This window comes from Vibrio sp. 14G-20 (assembly GCF_026241515.1).
Taxonomy (GTDB): Bacteria; Pseudomonadota; Gammaproteobacteria; order Enterobacterales; family Vibrionaceae; genus Vibrio.
This window is the reverse complement of sequence record NZ_JAPHPW010000004.1, coordinates 62,808-78,685: the sequence shown is the minus strand read 5'-3', so window position 1 is coordinate 78,685 and position 15,878 is coordinate 62,808. Positions and strand designations below refer to the sequence as shown.

The window sequence follows — 15,878 nt, the reverse complement described above, 5'->3', positions numbered from 1 at the left end:
TATAACCGCTTATAAGTACTCTGAACCAATAAACAAAAGGCCACTCAATCGAGTGGCCTTTTTGTATCTGAGTATTTTGAATCAGCGAATACGTTATTCCGTCACGGCTTCTTGTTTGAAGCATGGGCTTTTCAACGTGTTCATCTTTTCAATTTCGTTGGTTAAGCGCAGCGAGAGCAGGGCTTTTTGGTTTGAAGCAAAATCAAACATCACGATGGTCGCGGTGCCTATGGTCGTCAGTTTTTGCTGAGTCTTACTGACGATCGCGTATTCCATGGTGAAGCGGTCGTCTTGAATGTCTGTAACGCGAGAGCCAATCATCAGCGTGTCTGGATACGTGACTGGTCGGAAATATTTACAATAAGTGTCGCCAAGAACAGGGCCAACTTTGGTAATCGCCATCTCTTCCATCAGCTCGACGTGCTTGAAAAAATCTAAGCGAGCGGTTTCGAAATAACGAAAATATACGGCGTTGTTAACGTGATTAAGCGCGTCCATTTCTCCCCAAGCGACTGGGATTTCTGTTACTACCGGGTAATCAGATAATAGTGCTTCCATGCGAACTCTCTTATTGTTATCTGTGTAGTTAATGTTATCTGGGTAATTAACGTTATTGGCTTATCCTTCATCGGGATAAGTTGTTATTGGAATAAAAACCCTACCGCTAAATTAACAAAACTGCAACACGTGTGATTTAAGTTTTTGAAGCTTGAAACCACACAATGTCAGTGACTTAGTCTTTCATTACTTAATGACTTGAACGCTTTTGCTCTATAACTTAGCTACTCAGGTGTTTGAATTGCAGTTCAACTAGGCGTTGGTACAATTCGCAGCTATTGATGAGCGACTGGTGGTCGCCGATGTCTACTAGCTGTCCTTTATCGAGCACCGCAATCTGGTCGGCGTGTTTAATTGTTGATAAACGATGGGCAATAATGATAGTTGTTCTACCACGCATTAACTCTTCTAAAGCTTGTTGTACGTGATGCTCACTTTCGCTGTCTAGCGCACTGGTTGCTTCGTCCAACAATAGAATGTTTGGATCTTTTAGGATGGCACGAGCGATGGCAATACGTTGTCTCTGACCACCAGAAAGCCTTACACCGCGTTCACCAAGAAAGCTGTGATAGCCTTCAGGTAGGTTTTGGATGAACTCATGTGCGTGTGCTTTTTTAGCGGCCTCGATAACTTGTTCGTCCGTTGCTTTCGGGTTTCCGTAGCGAATGTTGTGGAACACATCGTTACTGAACAGGGCGGGTTGCTGAGGAACTAACGCCATCTGCTTTCTTAGCTCGTTAGGATCAAACTGATTCAGTTCAACACCGCCTAAGGTGACTTTACCCACTTGCGGGTCGTAGAAACGTTGCAACAGTTCAAACAGGGTAGTTTTACCTGCACCAGATGGGCCAACCAATGCCAACACTTTGCCTTCATGGGCAGTCAGTGTGAGGTTACTTGTTGCGGGCTGGTCGGGTCTTGATGGGTAACAGAAGGTCACATCATCAAAAGCGACTTCTGGTGTCACGTTATCCAGTGGTGTTGGGTTTTCAACAGGCGCAACAATGTGGCTTTCAACTTGTAGAATTTCAATTAATCGTTCTGTCGCACCTGCCGCACGTTGCAATTCACCCATTACTTCAGAAATCGTACCTAGTGATGAAGCAACCATGATCGCATAGAAGACAAATGCAGCCAGATCACCCGCCGACATAGTGCCGTTAATAACATCACTACCACCAACCCACAGCATCCCTGATATTGCGCTGAACACGATAACAATCACACCAGAGATAAGAATCGCGCGCTGTTTTACACGCTGGCGACCAATCTCATAAGCCTTTTCCACTTCTACCGCGAATGAAGCTTTCTCTTGCGCTTCTCGGCTATAGCTTTGCACCGTTTTAATGTGCTCAATTGCCTCACCTGCGTAAGAACCCACATCAGACATGGAATCTTGGCTTTGGCGAGATAAGGCTCTTACACGTCGACCGTATACCAAAATAGGAATCAGGATAAATGGCACCGAGGCCAATACAATCAATGTCAGCTTAATATTGGTCGCAAACAGCATGATGATCGCACCAATACACATCAACGCGCTGCGCATCGCCATCGAGAACGACGAACCTATGATGCTTTGAAGCAGAGTGGTATCCGTGGTGATTCGCGACATGATGTCGCCACTGCCATTGGTTTCGAAGTAGCTCGGATGCAGCGTCACGACATGATTGAAAACCGATAAACGAATATCCGCACTCACGCGTTCCCCAACAGAAGAAACCAAATAGAAGCGGAAGAAAGTACCAATCGAGATCAATACGACCACGACCATGATGAACTGAATTGCGCTGCCTAAATCTGAGAGTGATTGTTGGCTAAAACCTTGGTCGATAAGCAGACGAATACCGTGGCCAACTGAAAGCGTTAAGCTTGCCGTAAAGATCAAGGCGAGTAGTGCGACGAACACTCGACCTTTATAAGGCTGAATGAATTTGCTTAGCTCAAATAAAATGCTGAGGCTTTTTTTCTCTGGCTTGGGCTCTGGCGCTTGTTGAGTCGATCGCTGAGTCTGTCGCTGAGTAGAGTCGAGCGTAGAAGAGACATCGTTTTGCATATGACTGCCTTAATGTGTTGTCGCTTTAAAAATAGATGGCTTGTTACTTATTACTTCTTGCTTATGGTTTATGGTTTATGGCTTGTTGCCAGTACTGCGCGTTATTCGCTGGGAAGTAGTTGTTGAGAATAGAACCCATTAAAGCATTTATTGCGCTGTGACGCTCCCTAGGAAACTCAATTTCCAACATTTCATCATAAAGTTCAAAACGACCTTAAAGGAAAACTAAGCATTCTGGTCCAGTCAGTTCGATAGGAAAGCGAGGGATTTAACCCTAATTTTTATGCAAGTAAATAGGCGTTAATAGGAGAGTGCACTCATAAGTTAGCAATCGAGTGATGATTTATAAATTGATAGCGAAACGTTTGCTTTTTGTCTCGATATTAACCTTATCAATGACTTGAAAGCTTTGGTTGTAAGACCAGTTATAGCGACTGTTTTTTGTGCAATATTTATTACAAAAATTCAACAAAGTAGTTTTTTATACATTTTTCTTGCATAAAACCTCGGATTGAATAGAATAACCAACAAATGACAATTAATGCAGTATTGTGGCATGAGTATTCAAGTAAAGAGCATCAGCAAATCATATGGCGATATCCAAGTTCTTCACGACATCAGTTTTAACTGTGAGAGTGGCGAAACCTTGGTACTGCTTGGCCCAAGCGGCGCTGGTAAGAGTTCACTACTGCGTGTTTTGAACCTGCTAGAAATCGCGGACAACGGCGAATTAGACATTGCGAACGAGCAATTCGATTTTTCAAGTCAAATCCAAGAGAAGCAGGGGCTTAAACTTCGTCGTAAAGTCGGCATGGTGTTCCAGCAATACAACTTATGGCCACACATGACTGTGATGGAAAACTTGATTGAAGCACCAACCAAAGTTGCAGGTTTGGATAAGCAAGAAGCGATCAAGCAAGCGCAAGAAGTACTAAAGACACTTCAACTTGCCGACAAAGCAGACGCTTGGCCACTTCAACTGTCTGGCGGTCAACAACAGCGTGTTGCGATTGCACGTGCGCTGATGATGAAACCGGATGTGTTGTTGTTTGATGAACCAACAGCGGCGCTTGATCCTGAGATCACCAACCAAGTCGTGAGCATCATTAAAGAATTGAGCGGAACGGGCATTACCCAAGTGGTCGTGACGCACGAAGTCGATTTCGCGAAGAAGATCGCTAGCCACGTTCTGTACCTAGAGAAAGGGTACATCGTTGAACACGGCACCAGCGATTCATTTATTAATCCGCAGACTCCAGAGTTTGCTGAATATTTGACTCACTAAGTAAGTCATTTATTAAAAGAAAGTTGACTAACTAGATTTAGCTAAACACAACATCAATTAAAACAATCAAATTATAAGAATGGCCGCAGGCCACTATTACACGTATTCGGAGTAACAAAATGAAAAAGATTCTACTAGCTTCACTTATCGGTCTTGCTTCTTTCAACGCAGCAGCTCAAGAAGAAATCAAATTCGCAATGGAAGCAACTTACGCACCATTTGAATTCATGGATGAGAACAACCAAATCCAAGGTTTTGACGTAGACCTAGCAAACGCACTTTGTGAAGAGATGAAAGCAACCTGTACTTTCCACAACCAAGCATTTGATAGCTTGATCCCTGCACTTAAATTCAAACGTTACGATGCAGCTATCTCAGCAATGGACATCACTGAAGCGCGTCTTCAACAAGTGAACTTCTCTAACGCTTACTACGATAACTCTGCAGCATTCATCTCTTTTGAAGGCAAAGTAGCAGACCAAGCAGCACTAGAAGGTAAGCGTGTTGGTGTTCAAAACGGTTCTACTCACCAGAGCTTCTTACTTGAGCAAATGACTGGCGTAACAGCGGTACCTTACTCAAGCTACCAAGATGCATTCATCGACATGAAAAACGGTCGTATCGATTCTGTATTCGGTGACACAGCCGTTGTAGCTGAATGGTTCAAGAAAGAAGACAACCTAACGTACGTCGGCGACCAAGTAACAAACCAAGAGTACTTCGGCAACGGCTTTGGTATCGCAGTAAACAAGAGCAACCAAGAACTTGTAGACCAGCTTAACGTTGCACTTGCAGCAGTGAAAGCGAACGGCGAATACGACAAGATCTTCAACAAGTACTTCGGTAAGTAATTTATGGAATTAACGGGTTACTCTTTAGGGCTCGTCGAAGCAAGCAGGATGACTGTTCAGCTTGCGTTTGTAAGCCTATTGGTTGGATTGGTTCTAGCAGTTTTGTTTGCAAGTGGTGAGATGTCTCGTCGTATTGCAATCAAATGGCCAACGACTGCATTTGTGACGATTGTTCGTGGTTTACCAGAAATTCTGGTCGTACTGTTTATCTACTTTGGTTCGACACAAGTTCTGTTCATGATCACTGGCGACTTCATAGAAGTGAGCCCGTTCTTATCTGGTGTTGTTGCACTGTCACTTATCTTTGCTTCTTACGCTTCGCAAACCTTGCGTGGTGCATTAAAAGCAGTAAGCAAAGGGCAGAGAGAAGCAGCAGGTGCGCTTGGTATTTCTCAGTCGCGTGCATTCTTTCGTATCGTGTTACCTCAAGCGGTAAGACACGCACTACCAGGGTTAACCAACCAATGGTTAGTGTTACTAAAAGACACCGCGCTAGTTTCGCTGATTGGCGTAACGGATTTGCTTAAACAAGCACAACTAACATCAGCAGCAACGCACGAAGCATTTACTTGGTACGCGACAGCAGCTGCAATCTACTTGGTCATCACTTTAATCACACAAAGATTGGTAAAAGTGATTGATGGTAAGTTCTCTATTCAAGGTTTGGGTAACAAAGGGGCAATGGCATGAATCAACAATACCTCTCTCAAATGCTTGAAGGCTTAGTGACCAGTCTTCAACTGACAGGCGCTTCATTGCTTGTTGGTTGTATCTTGTCACTGTTGATGACCGTAACGCTGATCCTAAGATTACCAGTAATACATTGGTTTACTCGTGGACTTATTACGCTGTTCACGGGCACGCCGTTATTGGTACAGATCTTCTTGGTGTATTACGGCCCAGGTCAATTCGATTGGATTCGTGAAAGCTTCCTATGGACTTGGTTAAGCCAACCTTGGTTCTGTGCAATGTTAGCATTAGCATTGAACACAGCAGCGTACAGCACGCTACTGTTCAGAGGCGCATTCAACGCCATTCCAGCAGGGCAGTGGGAAGCATGCCGCGCACTCGGCATGGACAAAATCGGAACGTTGAAAGTGTTGTTGCCATACGCACTGCGCCGCGCCGTTCCTGCTTACTCAAACGAAGTGATTCTAGTATTCAAAGGCACGTCACTGGCAAGCACCATCACCATCATGGACTTGATGGGCTACGCTCAGCGTATCAACGGCCAAACCTACGACACTCTCACCGTGTTCGGTATTGCTGGCGCATTCTACTTAGCAGTAAACGGCATACTAACGTTGATCTTCCGCCAAGTAGAGAAGAAAGCCCTAGCATTCGAAGCGGCGTAAGTTAGCCACTCACAAGCTTAACTAACGTATAAAGCCTGCCATTTATGTTCGCATAAATGGCAGGCTTTTTTGTGTTTTGGGGTATCTGTGGAGCGCTGTGTTTATATCCAGTCAGTCGGGGTTTTTACGAAATTCATACTATATGGAAATATTCTGCATTTTATCATTTAATGAGTTTATCTATGTTTTAAGTCACTGAAATGCTGTGATTAATCGTGGTAGAGTTCCGCCCATATGAAACTAGACTGAATAATTCTGTATTTAAAAGCAGAATGTTTCTGTCTAATAGCTGTTAGGCAATATCGTAAGAGGACAAGTATTGAGACAACTAAATGATCATATAGCAACACTGTCACATGTCATGTTCTCAACAGACGATGTGGCCGAATGGAGTGGTGTCTATCAGTGGTTGCAAATAGCCGCTTCTGTTGAATCAGTTTCCCTTGATACTATCAAATACAACAATACCTTTGGCTGGTGTTCATCCTCTGATGAATTTGACTTAGCTAGGGATAAGTTACTGCCGATTTTTGCTGAAAAGTTAGCCATTTTCAATTTTGTTTGGGGCGCTCTAGAGTCCACAATTGATATCGTTAACCCCCCTAAGAACCCAGATAAATCTAAGCGCGGAAAAATTAGAGATGCCTGTTTATGGTTAAGCACCTTTAACCGCGCAGATTCAATACCAGAGTTACTTGTTGAAACCGTTATGTTCAGGGAGTTAGCGCAACAATCTATTGGCTATGAACGTGTCGAAACCAGAATTGGTCAATTAAAAGAGTTTGGTGTTTCAGGAGTCGGTTTATACGCTGTATATGACCTTAGAAATCTATTTGCACATGGTAGTATGGAGTTCCCTCACCCTGATGGTGAAAATAATCTAGTCTGCCCAGAGATATCTTTGGTTGAAACTGCAACACGTATAGTTCTGTTCTCTATACAATTATTAATGTTAAAACACTTTCCTCATCCTGATGACTATGAAGTGTTTATGACAACCCTTACAGGTAATATTGATGGTGATATCAAGTTAGCTGACGCCTTACGAATGTGTCACTTAGAGGTCAACCAACTAGAGGCACAGTTGATATTGATATGATTGCCTAACAATTTAAGATTGATTCTCAACGCTTGGTATTTTTGGCTTACTTCAATTTCAGTGTTTATATCACAATGGTTTAAGTAGATGCTAGCGTTACTCACTCGATTGCTTTCTACGAGGGAATGAACATGAATCAAGGAATTTTCAAGAATCTGAAGCTGGCATTAGGTGTTGGTTTGGGTGTCGCCATTCATCAGTACTTTTTTATGATGGATGGTGAGTTTGATTTCTATCGACCAATTGTGGCGTTTGCTTTTACGTTTGTCGTTAGCAGTATTGGTACACTTCTGAAAGATAGAATCATGCGTAACAAGGAGACTAAAGGGGCATCATGACTAAAATCTATTTCGTGTGTGGCTTTATCGGCTCGGGTAAGACGACTTACTCTAAATCGCTTGCAGAAAAGCATGGGGCTTTTCGTTTCTCGATCGATGAGTGGATGATTCCTTTGTATGGCGAACATATGGAGCGTGAAGTTTTTGATCGCCGGTTGGCTACGCTACAAGGGTTATTCAAGGAGTCTGCAATGCAGCTTTTTTCCTTGGGTGTTCCTGTGATTTTTGACTTTGGTTTTTGGCGTAAGTCTGACCGAGATTCTTTTACAAGCTGGGCATCAAAACTAGGTGTGGACAGCGAAGTTCACTACCTTGATGTTCCGTTTGAGACTTGCAAGAAGAGGGCATTTAGCCGTAACTCGCAACTCAATGGTAAGTCGTATGAAATGACACCTGAAATGTTAGATCTGTTTTGGTCTTGGTTTGAGGTTCCAACTTCAAACGAAAATGTTGTTTGGGTTCAACAGGAAGCTCAATAAGATATGCGACTAGACGTGAAGGTGTGTGGCTTTTTTGTTATCTAGCTTGTGTTCTAAGCCTTAGGTTACATCGGGTTTATGAAAGTCTGAGTTGTCCATCGAGTAGTAGAGCGATAATTGCACTCCAGTTACACTATTTTTGGTAATTAACATTCCCTGTCGATTATCGAATTTTTCATCAAACCAACTATTAAGACAGGGAACTGAAATGAACAGAATGACATGGGTCGCGCTGGCTCCGCTATTACTATCAACGGCAATGATATTTCGTACTTTTATCTATGGAAGCCAAAGCTACGTCGAAGTTATAACGGTGTCGTTGTTGTTGTCTGCGCCTTTGATTTTTACCTTTGTACTTGTTTTCTTATTTTGCCGAGATAGCGTTTCTGATAGATATGAGTTACTCGGAACCGTTGCAATTTGCGCGCACTTCTTTACAGCGCTGCTCCATTTGTTTTGGAACGGATTCATGTTGACAGATGTGGTTAACAAAGATGAGTTAGGGCCAGCACAAGGCTATACCGGTTTGATACTTTGGGTTGGTAGCGTCAAAACGATGCTACTCGGCTTGGTTGTGGGGTTATGCCTTCATTACTTACCACGTTTATTTAGAAAGGCCGCAGTAAGATAGCTGTTTGGCTAGTTCGTTGTCGATAGGAGTTGTCACCGTGTTTTATAGTAAGGAATTCAACAAGGGATTGCTGCTAATCCTTATTTCGATAAGTGCTTTCATTGTCATTACCTCTGATAACAACCCTGAGACATTAATCGCTCACGCCATTAACGGCTTAATTGCTTTGCTCTTTTTCTCTATGACAATTGAAGTCAAAGACAATGTACTAAGCTGGTATTTCGGTTTTGGCTTTTGGCGTAAGAATGTAGAAGTATCAGACATTGCAGAGACATCGTTCTATCAAAGCAAGTGGTATCAAGGTATAGGCATCCGAATGCTGAGCGATGGCTGGTTGTATAATGCATCGATAGGTTCAGCGCTGAAGTTAAGCTTAAGCAATGGAAAGTATGTTTACCTTGGTTGTAAGGATACGGACGGTTTAAAGCTGGCCTTGAAAACCGCTAACGAACAGATAACTCAAAAGTGATTTACGAGGCTTGGCATTTTTCGTTTAAGGTTTGGCTAATGTTCAGGTCATATGGTTTTGGGTCAGTGGCGTTGCTCGGACCGTAAAGTGGTATGTGGACAGGGAAAGTTATGAATCAACAAGAAGCCTTTATAGGATTTGCGGTCTATGGGGTTATCAGTAGTTTAATCGGATTTTTTACGTTTTTTATTATCAAAGATGCAAAGTACAAACAAACATTGTGGACTTTGGAGTCTGTTATGTTTGGTATCTTCGCGATTGGTTTTATCTATTGTTCAGGTGGTAATGGGCCAGAATTGTTGGTCTGGATTCCGCTTGTTACTTTAATGTCTATTTACAATGTCCACTCTTTGAAATTTTGTGGTTCTTGTGGAAAAACTAACGGAAGAAAAAGTGGATTTTCATCCATTAAATCATGTAGTGAATGTGGTAATGCTTTATAGTAAAGCTAAGAAATATCAGACGTTTGTTCATGTTAGTTTCAGCCTTAAAAGGAAGTTGTATGAATTTAGATAAAGCTAAAAAACGTATCGCGAAGCAGGTTAAAAAAGGCGACAACGGATACCCAAAAATCACGTTAGCGTATTACGGGGTGACTAAAGATCTCGCAACGGAAGTCGCAGTTCAATTTATGCTGGGTGAGGGCGATGGTGTCCAAGAAGAGCGTTTTTCTTGTGAAACCGAAATCCGAGATAATGAGCTAATCCAAACGACGTTACTCAAGATAATCGAGCGCGCTAATGTTAACTCAGTAATTGAAGTTGAAGGCGTGACGGTTCTTTAGTTGTCTTAGTATTAGTCGGTGCGTTTGAATTTTTTACTCATAATTTATCAAGGAAGAAACATTATGAAATTAGCTCAGTTAAATATCGCTCTGGCTAAATACCCGTTAGATGCGCCGGAAATCAAAGAGTTTGTCGATAACTTAGAGTTGGTTAATGGAATTGCAGAAAGCAGTGAAGGGTTTGTTTGGCGTCTGAAAGATGAATCTGGTGACGCCACCAACATCCAAGCTTTTGATGATCCTAATATGATTGTGAACATGTCGGTGTGGGATTCTGTGGATTCGTTAAAGAACTTCATGTTCCGCACACATCACCGTGATTTCATGCGCCGAAAGGGGGACTGGTTTCATCGTTTACCTGAAGATACTTATGTTCTTTGGTGGATCGAAGAAGACCATATTCCTACACTCGAAGAAGCGATAGAGCGACTTGAACACCTCAGAGAAATCGGTGATACGCCGTATGCCTTCACTTTTAAAACCAATTTTACAGAGTCAGAAGCGCCAAAATAGCATTCGCCCAACCAACGTTATGCTCCATTGAAACTAAAAGAGGAGCATCTGTGGTGTATGGGAGTTGTTGATGTAGGATGGATCATCGATAGTGTTTTCTGCGTTTAAATTGATAAAGGTAAGTTGTGATTGAATTTAAAACGGTCGGTCTTTTTGTACTTACGGCGGTCGCCGAGATTGTAGGGTGTTATCTACCTTATCTTTGGTTGAGAGAAGACAAGAGCATTTGGTTATTGATTCCTGCTGCGATAAGCCTCGCGTTATTTGCTTGGTTATTGACGCTTCATCCTACCGCGACAGGGCGTGTTTATGCAGCCTATGGCGGTGTGTATATTTCTGTTGCCCTAATATGGTTGTGGCTTGTTGATGGCGAAAAGCCGACAACGTGGGATCTGGTTGGTGGCTCGGTTGCACTACTCGGTATGGCGATTATTATGTTTGGTCCTCGAAACGCATAATTCATGCATTGAGATGACAGGAAGAGATTAAACCATGAAAAAGGTTGATTGGCACAAGAATCAGATTGATGACAGTACCGTCATTACGGACAGTTACAAAACGACTCAGAACGTGCGTCGATATTTTAAGTCCAAGCTTGGTGAAGAGTTTAAATTTGACCGTGATTTTATGCAGTGGATGAACAATGCGACAGGATTGACTATGGGTGATGCCTTACAAGAGTGGGCGAAGCGTAACGATACAAAGTAACGGATTATCTTGTTGGTCAACTTATTAGCCAGTTAACGAGTTCATAAAAATACCGCCGTAATCAACGGCGGTATTTTTTATTATGCTGATTGCGTCGTTCAGCTGAGAACAGCGAGCCTACTTAGCGTGAGCTAATTCAACACTCTGCGTTTCATTAGCTACTTTCCAATCGCCACCTAAGGCTTTATACACTGCAATCGTGGTGTTGGCGGTTTGAAGCTTGGCGGCTACTTGGCGATCTTGCATCGCTTTTTGTTGTCTTTGTGCATCCAACACCGACAGGTAATCCACGAGGCCCGCTTTGTAGAGCGACTTTGCCTTGCTCACTGCGTTATCAACGGCAAGGGTGGCTTCATCGATGCGCTTTTGGTTTTCTTGGCTACGACCATAGGCAAACAAGCTTGAATCGACTTCTGCAAAGGCGCTGTCTACCGAGTGTTGGTAGTTAAGCGCTGCAGAACGGAACCTTGCTTCGTTCATTTCAACCATGGCTTCACCTCGACCACCATCGAATACATTCCAACTGATACCGGCAGATGCCGCCCAACCGAATGAGTCGCTACTGAATAGGTCATCAAAACTTCCTGCGGATACTCCTGGCGTTCCCGTTAGGAAGAACTTGGGGTAGCGATTGGCGATGCTTGCGCCAAGCTCTTCGTTAATGGCTGCCATTTCTCGTTCTGCAATACGGATGTCTGGCCGTTGTTCTAACAAGTCAGAAGGTAAGCCTGTCGGAATAACATCGTTCATTCGCGGCAAGGTAAATTCACCTGCTAAACGTTGGTTCACGCTCGTAAGTGATTCGCCTAACAACACTGCCATGCGCTGTTTGTGTACTTGCTCTGCGATTTCAAGTTGAGGAACAATGGATTCAGTCGCAGCAAGCATGGCTTTAGCTTGAGCTAGGTCTAACTCTGAGCCGTAGCCACTTCGAACCACTTTGGTGACCAATTCTAAGGTTTGCTTTTGGTCGGCAATGTTTTCTAGTGCGATTGCTTTTCGCTCTTGAGCACCGCGATATTGCAGGTAGTTGTGAATGACATCTGCAGTGATCAAGGTGTTCAAACCCGATTGAAAGATCTCCGCTTGTTCCACTCGAATTGTTGCTGCGTTGGATTGTCTGTCGATACGTCCAAACAAGTCCATTTCCCACGCAATGCTCGCGCCTAAAAAGCCACCATCGTGTTGTGCTTCAAGCAACGACATACCTGTGGCTGATTCAACTGCGTCAGACGCGCCAAATACAGGGCCGAGTAGGGAGTCGTTCTCACTTAATTGATAGTTGTAGTAACCACCACCAACATTCACAGTTGGCACTTTGAAAGATTCAACGACACTCTTGTATGAGTTAGCCATGTTGATTCGTTCAGCAGCGAGTTTGAGCGGGATGTTTTGGTTTTGAACATCGGCCACCAACTGGTTAAGCGTTGGGTCATTGAACTGCGTCCACCAATGGTTGTGTTGTTGGTTTGTCTCATTATGGCTCACACCGTCTTGACTATATAGAAACGTTTCAGCCATGGTCGTTTGTGGTTCTACGTAATCAGGGCCAACCGCACAACCTGTCAGCAACAAGGCGAGAGCAATAGGAGCCACTTTAAACTTTGTTAATGGATACATGTTTATTGCTCCTTGTTGAATGAGGTTGTAGTGCCGCTGTTTGTAGATTGAGGCGTTGCATCAAGCACGATCACTGCGTCTTTGATGGCTTCCTCTACTGTCTTTTTTTCTTCAGTTCGATAGAAAAGCTTGTACAGCGCAGGCATTACAAACAGAGACAACACGGTTGCCGCAGCCAAACCACCGATAATGGTTGCTGCCATCTGGTCAAACAGTAGATCGCTTAGCAATGGGATCATACCAAGTGCCGTGGTGAGTGCGCCCATTGAGATCGCCATCGTACGGTTCACCGTCGCTTCTTTGATTGCGTCAGACAGTGAGCGACCGTTCTTACGTTCGAGCTCGATTTGGTCCATCAACACGATGCCATTCTTGATGATCATACCTGTTAATGTTACCGCGCCAATCAGAGCCATGAAGCCGAATGGTTTATCCAACAACAATAAACTGAATGTTGCACCCGTCGCCGCAAGCGGTAGGGTGGTGAAGATGATCACTGGCTGTTTGAAGCCGTTAAACATCGCCACTAAGATAATTACCATCAACAACATTGCTTTAGGCAGTTGCTTAAGAATATCGCTGACCGCTTTATGCTCGTCGTAATATTCGCCACCCCATTCCAAGTGGTAACCATCTGGAAGGTGGATTGATTCAATTTGCTCTTTAACGGAGTTTCTTACTGCTGCAGGTGTGGTGTAACGACCAACGCCAGCTTGTGCAGTGATGGTTTTCACTCGGTCACGACGCCAAATCATGGTCTCTTCACTGGTTAGCTCAAACCCATCGATGACTTGGCCGAGTGGAACGCTGTGTATGCCCAATAGAGAGCGAACCGGCAGAGTTTCAAGTGATTGAATTGAGCTTTCTGTCCCGCGCAGTTGAATCGTGACCAACTCATCGTTCAAGTTCATACGACCCAATGGCATACCTTCTGACGCGCGCTTTATCGCGAATGCAATGTCTGCGCGGTTAATACCTGCAAGGCGCATCTTGTCTTGGTTAATGATAGGTTCTAACACTTTGCTTTTTTGACGCCAATCGTCACGTACGTATTTGGTGTCTGGATGTTGAGCAAATATAGCTTTCGCTTGCTTTGATAGTCCGTGAAGCACTTCGACATCCGGGCCGGAGAAACGCGCTTCAACACTGAATTTATCCGCCGTCGCCAATTTTAAGCTTATAAAGCGAGGGTCTGCATTTGGAAACTCTTCCATTAACCATTTATCACCACGTGCAATCAACGGGCTAAGTGATGGAAAATCCGTAGCGTTAATCAAGATCTGACCGTAAGCCGGGTCAAACGGTTCTGGTTCAATGGTCACTGAGAAACGTGGAGCACCCGCGCCAACGTACGTTGAAATACTGTCGACTTCCGGCTGTTCTAACAACCATTGCTCGATGCGTTTCATATCCTCTGAGGTTTGTTCAACCTTGGCACCATTTGGTAGCCAGTAATCTAAGAACAGAATAGGTCTGTCGGCTTGTGGAATAAAGTTAACCGCAATGTTCGGGATAGCCAGTGCCGTCACTAAAATCAGTGGAATAAGTCCCGTAAGTGCTTTGAGTGGGTTATCTACTGTCCAGTTTACGCTTTTACGGTATAAGCTCACTTTGGTGTTGTCAGCTTGTTTGGTTGGTTTGATAAAGAACCAACACATCAAGGCTGTAAACGTCATCGCGACTAGCCAAGACAGTAATAGTGAAGAGGCGATGATAAGGAATACTGAGCTAGCGAACTCAGCGGCATCCGTTTTTGAAAAGATAACAGGGCTCGCACCCATGATAGCGATAACTGTCGCGCCAAAGAGTGGTGTTGCTGTCTCTTTAACAGAATCAATTGCGGCTTTGGTGCGGTCGATGCCTTTGTTGATTTTCACAATCATCATATCGGTGATAACAATGGCATTATCCACCAACATGCCGAGCGCAAGAATGAACGTACCTAGCGAAACTCGGTGTAAATCGATTGAAGCCATGTTCATGTAGATAAGCGTTAACAAGATAGTCAGCAGCAAGCTTGAACCAACGATAGTTGCGCTTTTTAGCCCCATGAATACGGACAGGACGATGAATACAATCGCGACACTCTCAAGCAAGTTGCTTACGAAGTTGTCGATCGATTTCTGAACTTCTTCCGGCTGGTTTGCAACTGTCGAGATATCGACGCCTAACGGTAGAGTTGCTTGGAAATCACTGACGATCTGGTGGATTTCATCGCCAAGCGATACCACGTTAACGCCCGCAACAGGACTCATTGCCAATGTAACTGCAGGTACGCCGTTGTAGCGGTTCTCTGTCATCAGTGGCTCTTGGTAGCCCATTGTGATGTCTGCGATATCGCCCAAACGGATTAAGCTGGTTCCAAATTCACTCACGCCGCCTTTGATCATCAGGTTTTTAATGTCATCTAATGAACCAAACTCGCTCGACTGTTGAACACGAATACGCTCAGTGCCAGCTGAAAACTTGCCCGCGTCAAAGGTCATGTTCTGAGTATTGAGTTGTGACCAAACTTGCGTGATAGATAGGCCGTATTGTGCCAATCTTTCATCTGGGATGTTGATGTGGACAACACGTGGCTGAACACCATGTAACTCAATCTTCTTAATGCCATCGACGGTTTTGATGCGTCGTTGTAACTCTTCTGCGTAACGTCTTAGTTCAGCAGGCGATGCATCCGTACTGTGGATAGAAAAAAGCATTCCGTAGACTTCAGAAAACTCATCCTGTACGACACTGATCTGTGCCGCCGAAGGCAGTAACAGCTTCATGTCAGACACTTTACGACGCAACAAGTCCCACTCTTGAGGAAGTGCTTTTGAATTAAGAGACTCCTTTAAGTCAACAAATACCATCGACATGCCTGGACGAGACAGTGAACGCAGTCGGTTCAATGAACCCATTTCTTGCAGTTTGGTTTCCACGGTATCGGTGACTTGTTGCTCCACTTCTTCTGCAGAAGCGCCAGGGTAGAGGGTTACTACCACGGCCGTTTTGATGGTGAAGCTTGGATCTTCGAGCTTGCCAAGATCAAAGTAAGAAAACAGGCCCGCAATTACACTCAATGCAGTGAAAAACAGGATGAAGGTGCGTTGTTTTATCGCAAAATCAGCTAGATTCATCATGATTTAC

At 44.0% G+C, this 15,878-nt stretch carries 18 protein-coding genes; 14 read left to right on the top strand and 4 right to left on the bottom strand.

From position 1 onward, the window contains the following. Positions 1-93 precede the first annotated feature (93 nt). Together OQJ75_RS04700 and OQJ75_RS04695 are read right to left on the bottom strand one after the other, a co-directional pair. Positions 94-558, bottom strand: coding sequence for an acyl-CoA thioesterase (locus OQJ75_RS04700; RefSeq protein ID WP_016786146.1), 465 nt, complete (start codon positions 556-558; stop codon positions 94-96). A 220-nt stretch (positions 559-778) separates the two neighbouring features. Then, positions 779-2,614 carry an ABC transporter ATP-binding protein/permease gene (locus OQJ75_RS04695; protein WP_265971506.1) on the bottom strand — a complete coding sequence of 612 codons (1,836 nt, stop codon included), beginning with the start codon at positions 2,612-2,614 and terminating at the stop codon, positions 779-781. Positions 2,615-3,170: 556 nt separating this feature from the next. On the opposite strand from OQJ75_RS04695, the gene artP reads away from it, so the two are divergent. From artP to OQJ75_RS04625, 14 genes are all read left to right on the top strand, one after another. Beyond that, positions 3,171-3,899 (top strand): arginine ABC transporter ATP-binding protein ArtP, encoded by a 729-nt coding sequence (artP, locus tag OQJ75_RS04690; protein ID WP_323054454.1) that lies wholly within the window; start codon positions 3,171-3,173, stop codon positions 3,897-3,899. A gap of 119 nt (positions 3,900-4,018) precedes the next feature. Continuing rightward, positions 4,019-4,750 (top strand): lysine/arginine/ornithine ABC transporter substrate-binding protein, encoded by a 732-nt coding sequence (locus OQJ75_RS04685; protein WP_265971508.1) that lies wholly within the window; start codon positions 4,019-4,021, stop codon positions 4,748-4,750. A gap of 3 nt (positions 4,751-4,753) precedes the next feature. Further along, positions 4,754-5,440 carry an arginine ABC transporter permease ArtQ gene (gene artQ / locus OQJ75_RS04680; RefSeq protein ID WP_265971509.1) on the top strand — a complete coding sequence of 229 codons (687 nt, stop codon included), beginning with the start codon at positions 4,754-4,756 and terminating at the stop codon, positions 5,438-5,440. Continuing rightward, on the top strand, positions 5,437-6,105 hold the full coding sequence (gene artM / locus OQJ75_RS04675; protein WP_260810945.1) for an arginine ABC transporter permease ArtM: 669 nt from the start codon (positions 5,437-5,439) through the stop codon (positions 6,103-6,105). Before artQ ends, artM begins: the two co-directional genes overlap by 4 nt. Positions 6,106-6,424: 319 nt before the next feature. Next, entirely contained in the window at positions 6,425-7,204 is a 780-nt protein-coding gene (locus OQJ75_RS04670; RefSeq protein ID WP_265971510.1) for a hypothetical protein, read from the top strand. A 131-nt stretch (positions 7,205-7,335) separates the two neighbouring features. After that, positions 7,336-7,542 carry a hypothetical protein gene (locus OQJ75_RS04665; protein ID WP_265971511.1) on the top strand — a complete coding sequence of 69 codons (207 nt, stop codon included), beginning with the start codon at positions 7,336-7,338 and terminating at the stop codon, positions 7,540-7,542. Further along, positions 7,539-8,021, top strand: a complete 483-nt coding sequence (locus OQJ75_RS04660) for an AAA family ATPase (protein WP_265971512.1) — start codon at positions 7,539-7,541, stop codon at positions 8,019-8,021. Before OQJ75_RS04665 ends, OQJ75_RS04660 begins: the two co-directional genes overlap by 4 nt. Positions 8,022-8,229: 208 nt before the next feature. Then, positions 8,230-8,652 carry a hypothetical protein gene (locus OQJ75_RS04655; protein ID WP_265971513.1) on the top strand — a complete coding sequence of 141 codons (423 nt, stop codon included), beginning with the start codon at positions 8,230-8,232 and terminating at the stop codon, positions 8,650-8,652. A 16-nt stretch (positions 8,653-8,668) separates the two neighbouring features. Continuing rightward, positions 8,669-9,121: a hypothetical protein gene (locus tag OQJ75_RS04650; RefSeq protein ID WP_265971514.1), complete on the top strand. Its 453-nt coding sequence runs from the start codon at positions 8,669-8,671 to the stop codon at positions 9,119-9,121. Positions 9,122-9,231: 110 nt separating this feature from the next. Then, a complete protein-coding gene (locus tag OQJ75_RS04645) occupies positions 9,232-9,564 on the top strand; it encodes a hypothetical protein (RefSeq protein ID WP_102474876.1) in 333 nt (110 codons plus the stop codon). Positions 9,565-9,623: 59 nt separating this feature from the next. Beyond that, positions 9,624-9,905, top strand: a complete 282-nt coding sequence (locus OQJ75_RS04640) for a hypothetical protein (RefSeq protein ID WP_265971515.1) — start codon at positions 9,624-9,626, stop codon at positions 9,903-9,905. A gap of 63 nt (positions 9,906-9,968) precedes the next feature. Further along, positions 9,969-10,418 (top strand): DUF3291 domain-containing protein, encoded by a 450-nt coding sequence (locus OQJ75_RS04635; protein ID WP_017080506.1) that lies wholly within the window; start codon positions 9,969-9,971, stop codon positions 10,416-10,418. Positions 10,419-10,543: 125 nt separating this feature from the next. Further along, complete coding sequence (locus tag OQJ75_RS04630) at positions 10,544-10,876, top strand: YnfA family protein (protein ID WP_004733816.1); 333 nt, start codon at positions 10,544-10,546, stop codon at positions 10,874-10,876. A gap of 34 nt (positions 10,877-10,910) precedes the next feature. Then, entirely contained in the window at positions 10,911-11,126 is a 216-nt protein-coding gene (locus tag OQJ75_RS04625; RefSeq protein WP_004733815.1) for a DUF6434 domain-containing protein, read from the top strand. 117 nt (positions 11,127-11,243) lie between these two features. Here OQJ75_RS04625 and OQJ75_RS04620 read toward each other — a convergent pair whose 3' ends face one another. Both OQJ75_RS04620 and OQJ75_RS04615 read right to left on the bottom strand, forming a co-directional pair. Next, positions 11,244-12,746 carry an efflux transporter outer membrane subunit gene (locus OQJ75_RS04620; protein WP_265971521.1) on the bottom strand — a complete coding sequence of 501 codons (1,503 nt, stop codon included), beginning with the start codon at positions 12,744-12,746 and terminating at the stop codon, positions 11,244-11,246. A 2-nt stretch (positions 12,747-12,748) separates the two neighbouring features. Then, positions 12,749-15,868 carry an efflux RND transporter permease subunit gene (locus tag OQJ75_RS04615; protein WP_265971637.1) on the bottom strand — a complete coding sequence of 1,040 codons (3,120 nt, stop codon included), beginning with the start codon at positions 15,866-15,868 and terminating at the stop codon, positions 12,749-12,751. Positions 15,869-15,878: the final 10 nt, after the last annotated feature.

What these genes read in the sequence shown, in the direction of transcription:
- OQJ75_RS04700 (WP_016786146.1), bottom strand. Translation starts at nt 558, where the DNA reads ATGGAAGCACTATTATCTGATTACCCGGTAGTAACAGAAATCCCAGTC.
- OQJ75_RS04695 (WP_265971506.1), bottom strand. Translation starts at nt 2,614, where the DNA reads ATGCAAAACGATGTCTCTTCTACGCTCGACTCTACTCAGCGACAGACT.
- artP (WP_323054454.1), top strand. Translation starts at nt 3,171, where the DNA reads ATGAGTATTCAAGTAAAGAGCATCAGCAAATCATATGGCGATATCCAA.
- OQJ75_RS04685 (WP_265971508.1), top strand. Translation starts at nt 4,019, where the DNA reads ATGAAAAAGATTCTACTAGCTTCACTTATCGGTCTTGCTTCTTTCAAC.
- artQ (WP_265971509.1), top strand. Translation starts at nt 4,754, where the DNA reads ATGGAATTAACGGGTTACTCTTTAGGGCTCGTCGAAGCAAGCAGGATG.
- artM (WP_260810945.1), top strand. Translation starts at nt 5,437, where the DNA reads ATGAATCAACAATACCTCTCTCAAATGCTTGAAGGCTTAGTGACCAGT.
- OQJ75_RS04665 (WP_265971511.1), top strand. Translation starts at nt 7,336, where the DNA reads ATGAATCAAGGAATTTTCAAGAATCTGAAGCTGGCATTAGGTGTTGGT.
- OQJ75_RS04660 (WP_265971512.1), top strand. Translation starts at nt 7,539, where the DNA reads ATGACTAAAATCTATTTCGTGTGTGGCTTTATCGGCTCGGGTAAGACG.
- OQJ75_RS04655 (WP_265971513.1), top strand. Translation starts at nt 8,230, where the DNA reads ATGAACAGAATGACATGGGTCGCGCTGGCTCCGCTATTACTATCAACG.
- OQJ75_RS04645 (WP_102474876.1), top strand. Translation starts at nt 9,232, where the DNA reads ATGAATCAACAAGAAGCCTTTATAGGATTTGCGGTCTATGGGGTTATC.
- OQJ75_RS04640 (WP_265971515.1), top strand. Translation starts at nt 9,624, where the DNA reads ATGAATTTAGATAAAGCTAAAAAACGTATCGCGAAGCAGGTTAAAAAA.
- OQJ75_RS04635 (WP_017080506.1), top strand. Translation starts at nt 9,969, where the DNA reads ATGAAATTAGCTCAGTTAAATATCGCTCTGGCTAAATACCCGTTAGAT.
- OQJ75_RS04625 (WP_004733815.1), top strand. Translation starts at nt 10,911, where the DNA reads ATGAAAAAGGTTGATTGGCACAAGAATCAGATTGATGACAGTACCGTC.
- OQJ75_RS04620 (WP_265971521.1), bottom strand. Translation starts at nt 12,746, where the DNA reads ATGTATCCATTAACAAAGTTTAAAGTGGCTCCTATTGCTCTCGCCTTG.
- OQJ75_RS04615 (WP_265971637.1), bottom strand. Translation starts at nt 15,868, where the DNA reads ATGAATCTAGCTGATTTTGCGATAAAACAACGCACCTTCATCCTGTTT.